Origin of the sequence: Actinoplanes sp. DH11, assembly GCF_020873875.1 — a bacterium.
Classification (GTDB): domain Bacteria; phylum Actinomycetota; class Actinomycetes; order Mycobacteriales; family Micromonosporaceae; genus Actinoplanes.
Genome location: NZ_JAHWGU010000011.1, coordinates 174,830 through 188,277, shown reverse-complemented (window position 1 = coordinate 188,277; position 13,448 = coordinate 174,830). Strand labels below are relative to the sequence as shown.

13 protein-coding genes are annotated in these 13,448 nt (G+C 73.2%); 1 reads left to right on the top strand and 12 read right to left on the bottom strand.

Features of this window, described 5'->3' with window-relative positions; all coding sequences use genetic code 11:
• Positions 1-7: 7 nt before the first annotated feature.
• The 5 genes from LPA41_RS18355 to LPA41_RS18335 form a co-directional block, all read right to left on the bottom strand.
• The gene (locus tag LPA41_RS18355; RefSeq protein WP_229071846.1) at positions 8-742 is read right to left on the bottom strand and encodes a hypothetical protein; all 735 of its coding nucleotides are present in this window, start codon (positions 740-742) and stop codon (positions 8-10) included.
• A 13-nt stretch (positions 743-755) separates the two neighbouring features.
• Positions 756-1,286: a hypothetical protein gene (locus LPA41_RS18350; protein WP_229071845.1), complete on the bottom strand. Its 531-nt coding sequence runs from the start codon at positions 1,284-1,286 to the stop codon at positions 756-758.
• Between the two features lie 103 nt (positions 1,287-1,389).
• Positions 1,390-3,801, bottom strand: a complete 2,412-nt coding sequence (locus LPA41_RS18345) for a sodium-translocating pyrophosphatase (RefSeq protein WP_229071844.1) — start codon at positions 3,799-3,801, stop codon at positions 1,390-1,392.
• A 356-nt stretch (positions 3,802-4,157) separates the two neighbouring features.
• Entirely contained in the window at positions 4,158-4,598 is a 441-nt protein-coding gene (locus tag LPA41_RS18340; RefSeq protein ID WP_229071843.1) for an ATP-binding protein, read from the bottom strand.
• Positions 4,595-4,951, bottom strand: a complete 357-nt coding sequence (locus LPA41_RS18335) for an STAS domain-containing protein (RefSeq protein WP_229071842.1) — start codon at positions 4,949-4,951, stop codon at positions 4,595-4,597. Before LPA41_RS18335 ends, LPA41_RS18340 begins: the two co-directional genes overlap by 4 nt.
• A gap of 110 nt (positions 4,952-5,061) precedes the next feature.
• Between LPA41_RS18335 and LPA41_RS18330 the strand changes: the two genes are divergently transcribed.
• Positions 5,062-7,770: a DEAD/DEAH box helicase gene (locus LPA41_RS18330; protein WP_229071841.1), complete on the top strand. Its 2,709-nt coding sequence runs from the start codon at positions 5,062-5,064 to the stop codon at positions 7,768-7,770.
• Between the two features lie 734 nt (positions 7,771-8,504).
• On the opposite strand, the gene LPA41_RS18325 is transcribed toward LPA41_RS18330, so the two are convergent.
• The 7 genes from LPA41_RS18325 to ssd all read right to left on the bottom strand — a co-directional run bounded on the left by LPA41_RS18325 (position 8,505) and on the right by ssd (position 13,344).
• Positions 8,505-8,846, bottom strand: coding sequence for an Rv3654c family TadE-like protein (locus LPA41_RS18325; protein ID WP_229071840.1), 342 nt, complete (start codon positions 8,844-8,846; stop codon positions 8,505-8,507).
• A 53-nt stretch (positions 8,847-8,899) separates the two neighbouring features.
• On the bottom strand, positions 8,900-9,262 hold the full coding sequence (locus LPA41_RS18320) for a TadE family type IV pilus minor pilin (RefSeq protein WP_229071839.1): 363 nt from the start codon (positions 9,260-9,262) through the stop codon (positions 8,900-8,902).
• Positions 9,259-9,444 (bottom strand): DUF4244 domain-containing protein, encoded by a 186-nt coding sequence (locus tag LPA41_RS18315; protein WP_229071838.1) that lies wholly within the window; start codon positions 9,442-9,444, stop codon positions 9,259-9,261. Before LPA41_RS18315 ends, LPA41_RS18320 begins: the two co-directional genes overlap by 4 nt.
• A gap of 195 nt (positions 9,445-9,639) precedes the next feature.
• Positions 9,640-10,356, bottom strand: a complete 717-nt coding sequence (locus LPA41_RS18310; protein WP_229071837.1) for a type II secretion system F family protein — start codon at positions 10,354-10,356, stop codon at positions 9,640-9,642.
• Complete coding sequence (locus tag LPA41_RS18305; RefSeq protein WP_229071836.1) at positions 10,353-11,105, bottom strand: type II secretion system F family protein; 753 nt, start codon at positions 11,103-11,105, stop codon at positions 10,353-10,355. The genes LPA41_RS18310 and LPA41_RS18305 overlap by 4 nt, the downstream gene beginning before the upstream one ends.
• Positions 11,102-12,271, bottom strand: coding sequence for a TadA family conjugal transfer-associated ATPase (locus tag LPA41_RS18300; RefSeq protein WP_229071835.1), 1,170 nt, complete (start codon positions 12,269-12,271; stop codon positions 11,102-11,104). Before LPA41_RS18300 ends, LPA41_RS18305 begins: the two co-directional genes overlap by 4 nt.
• Entirely contained in the window at positions 12,268-13,344 is a 1,077-nt protein-coding gene (gene ssd / locus LPA41_RS18295; RefSeq protein ID WP_229071834.1) for a septum site-determining protein Ssd, read from the bottom strand. Before ssd ends, LPA41_RS18300 begins: the two co-directional genes overlap by 4 nt.
• Positions 13,345-13,448 lie beyond the last annotated feature (104 nt).

Genomic DNA, 13,448 nt, shown 5'->3' with positions numbered 1-13,448 from the left:
CGGAAGATCACGCAGGTGCGCCGCCCGGCCACAGCTCTTCCGGTGCTGCTGAGGGGCGTTCTCCGACGAGTTCGGCCAGGCGTGTCAGACGACGGCGACCGGTGACGAGCCAGACACGTCCGTCTTCCGACAGCCGCCCCGCCAGACCGGCTCTGATCAGCGCGGCCTCGACCGGACGGGTGTCGGCGGCGGGGTTCAGGCTGAGGGCGTACCCGCCGGGCCGGGGCCCACCGGCGGCGGCCACCCAGAGCCGCAGCCGAGGTCCGCTGAGAAAGAGCTGGGCGGCGGCCTGCGGCCAGGCGTTCGCCAGAGCGTTCAACCTCCGGGAGTACGCGGTACGGACGTCGAAGAGCTGAACCGGTGTGCCGGATTCCGGCGCATCGCACTCCTCCGTCTCCGCCGCAGCCTCGGGCTCGTCGGTCGGTGCCTCGGGCTCGTCAGCCGGTGCCCAGGTTGCCGTCAGCCCGCGTGCGACGAACTCGCTGACCAGCACGTGCACCCGCCACGCCGCATCCACCCGGACCGACACCCGGGCCGTGCCGCCCATCCGGTCGAGCCGGCCCGGCCCGGCCAGCAGACCGGCGAGGTCGGCCGGCGAGGGCTCGGTCGTCTCCGCACCGAACATCGGCAGCTGGCGACCCGGTTTCCGGCTCGAGGCACCACGCCGGGCGGTCCGCCGCACCACCGGGACCGGCGGCGGAAGGACCTCGCGCGGTATCAGCGGCCACCCCGCCTCGGTCATCTCAACGGAACCTTCACTGACACTCCGGCAGCGAGTCGAACGCCTGCCGCAACTCCACCGACTCCAGTTTCGTCGTGTCCAGGCTGCTCTTCTCGTACTCCGCGGAGAGCTGGTCGACCACCTTGGCGACCTCGGTGTAGAAGGTCTTGGCGGGACTCGTCGCGAGCACCTCGATGCCGCTGCGGGCATGGCCGTAGGCATCCCGGATGCCGGCCAGCGAGCCCTGGAAGCCGTCGGCGATCCGCTCGCCCTCGTCCACGTCCGGCACGCCGGCCCGCTCCACCTCGGCCCGCGCCTTCTCGCTGGCGTCGGCCGCGCCGTCGAAGAGCCGGGTCAGGTTTTCCTTCGCCTGGCCGGGCGTCGTCTCGGCGGTCATCTGCGCCCGCGTGCGACCGGCGAGCGAATCGATCTCGCTGCGCCACGGGCTGAGAGCGGTGCAGACCAGGGCGGCCCAGGCCTGCGCGCCGGGCTGCCCGGAACAGGCGCCCAGCGGCACAGCGAGCACGAGGACGAGAGCCAGGGATATCGGTCGGACCGCGCGCATGGGAGCAGAGTACGGCCACAGGCGGACACTCCACACGCCTCGATCGAGTCATAGCGAAGGGCACCCGGTGGCCGGGTGCCCTTCGTCATGCGATTCGTCCTGGTCAGACGTTGTCCTTGACCCGCGGACCGGGCGTCTCGCGGGCGTCCCGCGCGGCCTTCCCGGTGTCGCCGGCACCGGCCGCGGAGGCCGCGGAGGCGTCGTCGCCCATCGAGATCGGCTTGCGCTTGCTCCACACGACGGCAGCGGTCACGATCGCGACCGCGAGGATCGCCACACCGACCCGCAGACCGAGGTTCGCGTCGGTGCCGTAGGTCACCGCCACGACCGCCGGGGCGATCAGCAGCGACACCAGGTTCATCACCTTGAGCAGCGGGTTGATCGCCGGGCCGGCGGTGTCCTTGAACGGGTCACCGACCGTGTCGCCGATCACCGTGGCGGCGTGCGCCTCGGAGCCCTTGCCGCCGTAGTTGCCGTCCTCGACCAGCTTCTTGGCGTTGTCCCACGCGCCACCGGAGTTGGAGAGGAAGACCGCCATCAGCGTGCCCGTGCCGATCGCGCCGGCGAGGTAGGCCGCGAGCGCGCCCGGGCCCAGCCCGAAGCCCACCGCGATCGGGGCCATGATCGCCAGCAGACCGGGGGTGAGCAGCTCGCGCTGCGCGTCCCGGGTGCAGATGTCGACCACCCGGCCGTACTCCGGGCGCTGGGTGCCGTCCATGATCCCGGGGAACTCCCGGAACTGCCGGCGGACCTCCATCACCACGGCGCCGGCGGACCGCGAGACCGCGTTGATCGCCAGGCCGGAGAAGAGGAACACGACCGCGGAACCGATCAGCAGGCCGACCAGGCTGCGCGGGTTGGCGATGTTGAGCATCCCCAGGATCTCCGCGCCGACCTCGCCCACCCCGGCGTCGGCGAGCGCGCTGGCCAGGCTGTTGGTGTACGAGCCGAACAGCGCCGTGGCCGCCAGGACCGCCGTCGCGATCGCGATGCCCTTGGTGATCGCCTTCGTGGTGTTGCCGACCGCGTCCAGCTCGGTGAGGATCTGCGCGCCGCGCTCGTCGACGTCACCGGACATCTCGGCGATGCCCTGCGCGTTGTCCGAGATCGGGCCGAACGTGTCCATCGCCACGATGACGCCGACCGTGGTGAGCAGACCGGTACCGGCCAGCGCCACCGCGAACAGAGACAGGGTCAGCGACGAGCCGCCGAGCAGGAACGCTCCGTAGACGCCGGCGCCGAGCAGCAGCGCCGAGTAGACGGCCGACTCCAGGCCGACACTGACGCCGGCCAGCACGACGGTGGCAGCACCGGTCTGCGACGACTTGCCGATGTCCTGCACCGGGCGCCGGGTGGTCTCGGTGAAGTAACCGGTCAGCGCCTGGATGGCGGCGGCCAGCACGATGCCGATGATGACCGCGCCGATCGCGATGACCTGCGGGTTCTCGCCGCTGTCGAGGATGTCCTGCGCGATGCCGGTGTCGCCGAACCCGGCGAACGTGTCCGGCAGGTACAGGAAGCTGACCACGGCCACCGCTATCGCGGAGATCACGGCCGAGATGTAGAAGGCCCGGTTGATCGCGGTCAGGCCGTTGCGGTCGCTCGCCCGGAGCCGGGTGATGAAGACACCCACGATCGCGATCAGCACACCGATCGTGGAGACGATCAGCGGGAAGATCAGCCCGTCCTGGCCGAACGCGGCCTGGCCCAGGATGAGCGCCGCGACCAGGGTCACCGCGTACGACTCGAACAGGTCGGCGGCCATGCCGGCGCAGTCACCGACGTTGTCGCCCACGTTGTCCGCGATGGTGGCGGCGTTGCGCGGGTCGTCCTCCGGGATGCCCTGCTCCACCTTGCCGACGAGGTCGGCGCCGACATCCGCGGCCTTGGTGAAGATGCCGCCGCCGACCCGCATGAACATGGCGAGCAGCGCGGCGCCGAAGCCGAAGCCCTCGAGCACCGTCGGCGCGTCACTCCTGAAGATCAGGACGACGAGCGCGGCGCCGAACAGGCCCAGGCCCACGGTGAGGAAACCCACCACGCCACCGGTACGGAAGGCGATCCCCATCGCCTTCTCCCGGCCGCCCTCCTCGCTCGCGGCCGCGGCGACCCGCAGGTTCGCCCGCGTCGCCAGCGCCATGCCGGCGCCACCGATGAACGCGCTGAAGATCGCACCGACGATGAAGAAGAGCGATCGGCCGACCTTGACGAGCGTCTCGTTCTCGGTGGCGTGCACCGGGAGCAGGAACAACAGCACGACGGCGATCACCACGAAGATCGCCAAGGTGCGGAACTGCCGGATCAGGTACGCCGAGGCGCCCTCCTGCACAGCGCCCGCGATCTCCTGCATCTTGGGGGTGCCGCGCGATGTACGCAGCACGGATTGAACGAACATCGCGGCGAAGCCGAGCGCCACCAGCGCGAACGCCAGCGCGACGATGACGTAGGAGAGGTTCTCACCGCTCAGGGACACCCCGCCACCCTCGGCGGCGAGGTCTATCGGAGTCCCGGACATCAATGTCCTCCTGTACACACCGAGCGCACCCGGACGGCGGACGAGACCTCCGGGCGCATTCCCCGGAACTTTCGGGGAACGACCGACCAGGCCCGCGGACGCGGACCAGCAGTAGCTGACAACTCGCGTACTGTATAGGGCAGATATGGCGATCGTCACACCTGCACACAGCCGTGTCGCGGTGATGTTTGCCGCTGTGTTAGCGGCGCGGCGAGCGGGTATAGAGCGCGGTTTATCCGTTGGCGCTGGTGAATGACCGCTTCGGCCGTGTTCTCAGCCGGCGGGTCTTGTCCTCAGCCGGCGCGTCTCGTCCTCAGCCGGCGCGTCTCGTCCTCAGCCGGCGGAGTGAGGCGCGGTCAGCGGCGGGTGACGGGCCAGACCATGCGGACCTCGGTGCCGGTGCCGTCGTCCACGGGACGCACCTGGAGGTCGTCAACAAAACCGGCAAGCAGCGCGAAACCGACGCCGGTAGTGAGTGCGTCGTCGGTGAGCGACTCGTCGGCAAGCTCGTCCGGCGGAAGCTTCGTCAGGCCGACGCTGGCCTCGATCGGGGCATGGTCGATGACCCGGACGGTGTACGAATCCGAGTCGGACATCTCCACGGTGACCAGCTCGGTCAGCCCGTACTGCCGATGCAGGGTCACGGCACGTGTGCAGGCCTCGCCGATCGCCAGCCGTACCTCGTCGAGCAGCTCCTCGGCGACACCGGCCCGACGAGCGACCGCGACACCGACCAGCCGCGCGGTGCGCACATGCACCGGGGCCGGCGAGAAGGAGAGCCGAACGGTCGCCATCACGAAGCGGGACCGCTGCCGTCGCGTTCGGTGGCTGCCTCGACCGTCGGGAAGATCGGGAAGACCTGATCCAGCGCGGTGATTCGGAAAATCTTGAGAAGCGGTTCCTTCGCGCAGACGAGACCGAAGGTCCCGTGCGCGGTCCTCAGCCGTTTCAACGCACCGACCAGGACACCGAGACCCGTCGAGTCCAGGAACTCGACCCGCTCGAGATCGACGACCACGTCACGCGCTCCCGCGTCCACCAGCTCGATCAGCCGCTCCCGCAGCCGAGGAGCGGTGTAAACGTCGACCTCACCACCGACCTCGAGCACGGTGTGCCCGGCGACGGTCCGGTCCGCCAGCGACAGCTCCATCGGTCCTCCTCCCTGATCTCCCCCGCGAAATCTAACCACCGACCGACACGGGGCGACGCGTGGCACCCACCGTCCTACCCGTTTGAGGTTCGGGGCATACCGGTGTCACAGTGCAATGCGTGACCTCCACCGCCTTCGGTCCCGCTGAGCTGCTGCATCGTCTGCAAACTCGCGGCACCCCGGCGACGGAGTCCCCGATCACCCACATCGAGCGGCTGCCACCCCGGGCCGGGCGGGTCGCGCCGTGGCCGGCGTGGACCGACCCCGCGGTGCGCGACGCGTTCGCCGCGCAGGGCATCGCCGCGCCGTGGGAACACCAGGCCGCCGCAGCCACCCTGGCCTGGGAGGGCAAGCACGTCGTGCTGGCCACCGGCACCGCCTCGGGGAAATCCTTGGCGTACCAGCTGCCGGCACTCAACGCGCTCGCCACGGACCCTAAGGCGACCGTGCTCTATCTGTCACCCACCAAGGCGCTCGCGGCGGACCAGTTGCGCGGCGTGGCCCGCCTCGGTCTGGACGGCGTGCGCCCCGCCACGTTCGACGGGGACACCGCCCGGGAGGAGCGCGAATGGGTGCGGCAGCACTCACGGTTCGTGCTCACCAACCCCGACATGCTGCATTTCTCGCTGCTGCCGGGCCACGCACGCTGGGGCGTGTTCCTGCGCCGCCTGGCGTACGTGGTGATCGACGAGTGCCACACCTACCGCGGCGTGTTCGGCTCGCACGTGGCGCACGTCCTGCGCCGGCTGCGCCGGGCCGCCGCGCGGTACGGTTCGTCGCCCACGTTCGTCCTCGCCTCCGCCACCTCCGGCGACCCGGCCGGTGCGGCGTCCCGGCTGACCGGTCTGCCGGTGACAGAGATCACATCCGATGCGTCGCCGCGGGGCGGGGTGACGTTCGCGCTGTGGGAGCCGCCGCTGCTGCCGCAGTCCACGTTGTCGCTGCCCGTCCAGTCGGCGCCGGCACGCGAGTCCGCCGCGGTCTCCGCCGCCGCCGCTCCCGCCGTTGTTTCCTCCGGCGCCGCCGATCCGGTTTCCGCAGACCGGCTTTCCGACGACGCGCTTTCCGACGACGCGCTTTCCGGGGAACCGCTCTCCGGGGAACCGCTTTTCGTCGACGTGGAGCTGCCTCCGATCCGGCGCTCGGCGCTGCGTGAGACCGCCGACCTGCTCACCGACGCGATCGTCGCCGGTACCCGTACCCTCGCCTTCGTCCGCTCCCGCCGCGGCGCCGAAGTCGTCGCCTCGATGACCCGGCGCGCGCTCGACGAGGCGGTGCCCGGGCTGGGCGAACGGGTCGCCGCCTACCGCGGCGGATATCTGCGCGAGGACCGCCGGGCCATCGAACGGTCCCTGCTCTCGGGCGAACTGCTCGGCCTGGCCTCCACGAACGCCCTCGAACTCGGCGTCGACCTGGTCGGTCTGGACGCCGTGCTGATCTGCGGCTACCCCGGCACCCGGGCCTCCCTCTGGCAGCAGGCCGGGCGGGCCGGCCGGGCCCGCGGTGAGGCGCTCGCCGTGCTCATCGCCCGGGACGACCCGCTCGACACCTACCTGGTGCACCACCCGGAGGCAGTGTTCGGCAGGCCCGTCGAGGCGACCGTGCTGGACCCGGCGAACCCGTACGTGCTGGGCCCGCAACTGTGCTGCGCCGCCTCCGAGGCAGCGCTCACCGAGGCCGATCTGGAACTTTTCGGCGGGGAGCCGGCCGCCGCCGCGGTCGCCGCCCTGGTCGAGGAGGGTGTGCTGCGGCGCCGGCCGTCCGGCTGGTACTGGACCCATCGCGGCCGCCCCGAGGTCGACCTGCGCGGCACCGGCGGCGCACCGGTCGCGGTGGTCGAGTCGTCGACCGGCCGGCTGCTCGGCACCGTCGACCACGGCTCCTCGCACGCCATGCTGCACACCGGGGCCGTCCACCTGCACCAGGGCGTCTCCTACGTGGTGGACGAACTCGACCTGGACGACGCGATCGCGCTGGTCCACCAGGAGGAACCGGACTGGACGACGCACGCCCGGGACGTCACGAACCTGTCCGTGGTCAACGTCCGCGAATACGTCGACGCCGGCCCGGTCGGACTGTTCCTCGGCGAGGTGGACGTGACCAACCAGGTCGTGTCGTACCAGCGCCGCCGCATCGGCACCGGCGAAGTGATCGACACGAGACCGCTCGACCTGCCGGTCCGTGAGCTGCGTACCGTCGCCGTCTGGTTCACCGTCTCCCCGGAAGCCCTGCTCGCGGCGGGCGTCGAACCCGCCGACTTCCCGGGCGCCCTGCACGCCGCCGAACACGCCGGCATCGGCCTGCTGCCGCTGATCGCGACCTGCGACAGGTGGGACATCGGCGGCCTCTCCACGGCCAACCACGCGGACACCGAGGCCCCGACGGTCTTCGTCTACGACGGCCACCCCGGCGGGGCGGGCTTCGCAGAACGGGCGTACGGCGTCGCCGCCGACTGGCTACGCGCCACCCGCGAGGCCATCGCGTCCTGCGTCTGCGAGGCCGGCTGCCCGTCCTGCGTGCAGTCCCCGAAGTGCGGCAACGGCAACAACCCCCTGGACAAGCCCGGCGCCGTACGCGTCCTGGACACCGTCCTGGCCGCCCTCCCAGCCCCTGCTTCTGCCCGCGCGCCTGCGCCAGCCGCAGCTCCGACCCCTGCGCCCGCCCTGACCCCTGCGCCCGCCTTGACCCCTGCGCCCGCCTTGACCCCTGCGCCCGCCTCGGCCGCAGCCCCGGCCCCCGCCTCGGCCGCACCCCCGGCCGCAGCCCCGGCGCCCTCCTCGGCGCCTGCCTCGGCCGCAGCCCCTCGCCCGGAGGCATGAGACCAGCTAAGCCCTCGGGCCGATCGCCGCACCCCGGCCCCCGCCAAGCCACGCCAGATGCCCATTACTCGGCGCCCAAGGCCTCGGCATGGGTGTCCCTATGGTCGCCAAGCAGGGGTGGGAGCTTTCTGCCGATTTGCGCCGACAGTAGGAGCAACGCGTCTTGTAGAGGATGTCGATGCGGCAGCGCCCAAGACGGCATGGCCTTTCGCCCCTCGGCCCGCGGCGGTCATGCCGCTCCGCCGCGTTGCGCCTGCATGGCTTGTTGATCTGCTAGCGCTACGAAATCGCTGTGATCATGGGGTTGAAACCGCAATTTCGCATCGCTAGCAGATCAACATCTCGACAGGGACGCGTCCGGTGCCACCGAAGCCGGGAAAGGGCCCGGGGTTGATGCACAAGCGGCACCGGCCGGCCGCGCCGTTCACCCGAGGACTGCCAACCCGGCTGGGCGACGGCCGGGACTGCCAACCCGGCTGGCCGATGGCCGGCGCCGCCAACCCGGCTGGTCGACGGCGGGCGCCGCCAACCCGGCTGGTCGACGGCGGGCGCCGCCAACCCGGCTGGTCGACGGCGGGCGCCGCCAACCCGGCTGGTCGGTGGTCGGCGCGGCCTTCCCGGCGGGGGCCGACGCCGGATCGGCGACGCCTGTCGCGTACCGAGTGGGCCTTTTCGGACGTCGCCCCTGCGACGCCGGTCGAGATCGTGGGGGTCTGGGCGCCTTGGCTGAGTGCTCACTCCCCCGGGGCGTGGATCGGGCCGGCTCGGGCGGCGGCTGCGGCTGTCCGGGGGCCGGTCGGCACCTCGGTGTGGATGGTGATCTCCAGGCCGGTCAGGGTGCAGGCGCTCATTCTGGCCCGGTTCCGGGCCACTATCCGGGCCGCTTCGGCGCACGCCGCTTCGGGGCCCAGGATCGCCCGCTGAGCGCCGGCCAGCGCGCCCAGGTCGGCGGCGTTACGGGCCTCGCGCCGGGCGGACTGCGCCGCACCCACGGCGGTGGCGGCGAGGGCGGCGGCAAGCAGTACCAGGCCGAGGGCGAGGACCAGGATCGAGGCTGCACCCCGGTCGTCCCGCATACCGAAGTGGTCACTAGGAGTGATTACAAGATCCGAGTCGCTGTCACTCACAGTCACCATGGGACCTGTTCCGGTTCGCGGGCGGCGGCCGATTCGGCTTGGATGGTCAGGCCGGGGAGGTGGGTGCCGCCGAGGACGCGTACCCGGGAGGTGACCACCACCGTGACCGTCTCCGGATCGCCGCCCACCAAGATCTCCGCGCCGTCCGGCGCGAGCCGTGCTGCCGGGCCCGTCGGGTCGCCCCGGGAGGCGGCGGTGGCCGCCTCCCGGGCTGCGTCCAGGCATCGCGCCCGGTCCGTCATCGCCATGACCGCGGTCAGCCCGGCGAGGAAGAGCAGCATCAGCGCCGGCAGCCCGGCCGCGAGTTCGGCGGTGAACGAACCCCGGTCCCGGCCGGGCCGCCGGCGCCGGCTCACTTGAGCGCCCGGCCGATGATGCCGGTGAGCGCCTGCTGCACCGCTGGGCTGCTGATCACTTTGAGCAGGATGCCGGCGAAGGCGACCGCCGCGAGGGTGCCGACGGCGTACTCGGCGGTGCTCATGCCGGCGTCGCCGGCCTCGGTCTGAAGCTGCCGGAATCGGCTGACGAGGTTGTTCATCGAGTTCTCCTCAGGTTGGGCGCGGCGGGAATGCCGCTTTTCAGGCACAGCTGACAGCGCTGCGGTGCGGCGGGTGCCGCGTTCGGGCAGCCGAAGCTGCATTGGCCAGGCAGCAGATGCCGCGTTGTGGGCAGCTGAAGCTGCATTGGCCGGGCGGCAGATGCCGCGTTGTGGGAGCGGCGAGGGCCGCACGGGTCAGAGCACGTCGCCGAGGACGGCCAGCAGGATGGGGACCAGGCCGGCGAGCAGGAAGGCGGGCAGGAAGCAGAGGCCCAGCGGCAGGACGATCAGGACGCCGGCTCGCTGGGCGGCGGCCTCGGCCGCGACGGCGCGGTCGGAGCGCAGGTCGCCGGCGAGGCGTTCGAAGGCGCCGGCCAGGGCGCCGCCGCTCGCGCTGGACCGGATAGCGGCGGCGACGAGTCGTTCCGTCCCGGGTATGTCACCGAGGTGGCCCCAGGCCTCGGTCGGTCCGGCGCCGAGGCGCAGGGAGCGCGCCACCCGTTCCAGCCGGGCGCCGAGCGGGCCGCCGAGCGCGTCGGCCACCGCGGCGGCTGCCCGATCCACCGGGGCGCCGGCACGCAGGGCGGCGGCCAGCAGATCCGCGGCAAGCGGCAGGTCGGCACGGGCTCGCTGCCTGGCGTGGCGTACGTCGGGTGGTTCGCGGCGGCGCAGGGCGCGATCCGCGGCGAGGGCGGCGGACAATCCCAGGGGTACGCCCCACGCGTTCCCCACGAACCCGAGCACGGCCAGGCCGGCCAGCACCGACAGCAGGATCCGGGAGCGCCGGCCGTCGGTCCGGGCCGGGGCCCGCCGCGCGCCGACCCGTCGCAGCCGACGACTGGGGCGGCGGTGCGGGGCGAACAGGAGTACGGCCACCGCGCCCAGACACGTGGCCACCACCGCACCGGTCATCGCGGGCCGTCCACGAGCCGCTGGGCCCAGCGGAGGCCGCCGCACTGGAGCAGGACCGCCGTCACCGCGCACGCGGCGCCGATCGGTGTGTGCAGCAGCACCGCGAGCGGGTCCGCGCCGATCGCATGTCCGAGACCGATCCCGCCCAGCGGCAGCGCCGCGAGGAGTATCGCGGTGGCCTGGGCACCGGCGGCCTGTGCGGCGGCGGACGCGGCCGCCCGGTCGGCGGCGCGGACGTCGGTCTCGATCCGGTCGAGCAGGTCGGCGGCGGGCGCACCGGTCTGCTCGGCGAGTCGCCAGACCGCACCGGCAAGCCGCCCGATCCGTCCGCCTTTGTCCGGGCCGTCGGCACTGACGGCGGCCGGTGGGAGGCCGGCCCGCAGGTCGGCCACCAGCGTGCACAGACCGTCCAGCTGTGCCGCCCGGGCCGACGCCGCCCGTTTCCGGGTGACTCGGCGCGTCCACTCGCCGGCGCCGAGAGCGGCGTACGCGCCCGCGATCACGGCGCCCACCGGGCCGCCCAGCAGCAGGGCGGGCACCACGGCCAGCGCCGCCGCGGCGGCAATCGGGCGCCAGGCGGGGCCGTTCGTGAGGCGGGCGGCTGCCGCCCGTACGCCCGGAATTGCCGCCCGCAGCACCACGGGATCGGCCCGGCGCCGCCCCACCAGGCGTTGTCGCGCCGCAGGTCGCGGCCCGGACGCCACGATCACGGCACCGGTCACCAGGAGCGCGGCGAGGTGCCAGTTCATCCGTTCTGTCCGGGGGTGCGCAGGATCGGTGGCACCGGTACGCCCCGGCCGGTGAGCATCCGGGCCAGCACAGCGGCACCCGGGCCGGGCCTGCAGAGCAGCGCCGGAACGACTGTGACCAGGCGATTCTCGCCGGACGGCACCAGGACGCTTATCGATTCCAGGCGCCGCCCCCGGTCGGTACGCCGCACCTGCAGCACCACCTGGAGCGCCGCCAGCACCTGGGCGTGCAGCGCCGCCCGCGGCAGACCCCCGAGCATGCCCAGCGCCTCCAGCCGGGCCGGCACGTCACCGGGTGCGTTGGCGTGCAGAGTGCCCGCACCGCCGTCGTGGCCGGTGTTCAGCGCACCCAGCAGGTCGACGATCTCGGCGCCCCGGCACTCGCCGACGACGAGCCGGTCCGGCCGCATCCGCAGGGCCTGCCGCACCAGGTCGGTGAGGCCGACCGCGCCCGCGCCCTCGACGTTCGCGGTGCGCGCCTGAAGCGCCACCACGTGCGGGTGCACCGGCCGCAGTTCGGCGGCGTCCTCGACCAGCACGATGCGCTCGGTCGGCGGCACCAGGCCGAGCAGCGTGCCGAGCAGCGTGGTCTTGCCGCTGCCGGTCCCGCCGGTCACCAGGTAGGCCAGCCGGGCCTGGACCACGGCCGCCAGCACGGGCGCCACGGCCGGCGCGACGGTGCCCTGCGTGACCAGGTCGTCCAGCGTGAACGGCCGCTGCCGGAACGTGCGCAACGACAGGTAGGGCCCGGTCGCCGCGACCGGCGGGAGCACCGCGTGCAGGCGGGTGCCGTCGGGGAGGCGGGCGTCGGCGTACGGCTGCCCGTCGTCGAGCCGCCGCCCACAGGCGGCGACGAGTCGCTGTGCGAGCCGGCGCACCTCGTCGGGACCACCGAACCGGACGGCCGCCCGTTGCAGGCCGGCGCCCCGATCCACCCAGACCTGCACGTCGTTGACGAGGACGTCGGTCACCTCCGGGTCAGCGAGCAGAGGCGCCAGCGGGCCGGCCCCGAGCAGTTCGTCACGCACCCGGTCGGCGATCCGCAGCACCGCCGTGTCACCGAGCACCTCGTTGCCCCTGCGCACCGCACTGACGACGGCGGCCGGGGTCGCCTCGATCCCCCGGTGCGCGAACTGGTGCCGGACACTGCTGCTCATGGTGCTCATGCGGGGGCCGCCGTGCCCGTACGCATCAGGTCGTCGACAAGCCGGCGGCAGAGCTCGGCGAGTGGCCCCTTGCCGTCCGCGCCCGGGGCGGACCCGTCCTCCATGGCCTGGCACATCCCGGGGTCGGGTCGCAGCGAGCCGGCCAGGGGCAGACCGAGGGCGTCGGAAACCTGCCGGGCCGTGAGGTTGCCGGGCGCCGGGCCGCGGACCACCACCGCGATCTCCTCGCAGTGCACCCGGACCGCGGCGACGGTGTGCGCGGCCGCCGCGGCGGCCCGTAGTTCCGCCGGCACCACGAGCAGCGTCCGATCGGCCGCCTGGAGCGCGAGCGCCGCGGCGTCGTCGAGTTTCCGGGGCAGGTCCGCGACGATCACGTCGCGACCGCGCCGGGCGGCGTCCAGCGTCGCCGCCATCGCCTCCACCGGCACGCCCGGCAGTTCTTTGCGGTCGAAGGAGAGAAGCACCAGGTCGCCGCGCCGGGGCAGGGCACGCAGCAGCGCGGGCGGGTCGACCCGCCCGTCGGCGCCGGTGAGCGCCGGCCAGCGCAGCCCGGTCACCTCCTCCCAGCCGAGGACCAGGTCGAGGCCGCCACCCAGGGGGTCGGCGTCGACCAGCAGCGTCCGATGCCCGGCCCGCACCGCCGTGGTCGCCAGCCCGGCCGCCAGGATGCTCGCCCCGGCGCCACCGCGCCCGCCGATCACGGCGACGGTCCGCGACACCGGTACGGCCTCCGCCCGCGCCGTGAACTGCTCCACCACCCACGTCTCGGCCGCCGGCAGCACCGCCACGTGGTCGGCGCCGAGCAGGTCGGCGTGTTCCCAGGTTCCGGCGTCCACGCCGGTGTGCCGGCCGACCACGATCACGCGCTGCCGACGTGGCAGCCGGGCCCGCATGCAGGGTTCGGCCTGGTCGGCGCCGACCACGACGAGCGGGGCACGGGGATATCGGGCGCGGGCCGCGGCCGGGTCGGAGGCCACGTCGACCTCGGTGCCGCCGGCCGCGGCGAGCCGGAGGAGGTCGTCGAGCAGGTCCTGATCGGCGGTGACGACCAGGGGACGGCGTGGGGCAGACATCACGGGCCTCCAGCGGGACGGCGGTTGGGCGCTCACCGTCGCGGGCCGGGTCCGGGCCGGACAACGCGCCGCGGATCCGCCTGTGGATAACGTGGAAGCCTGTG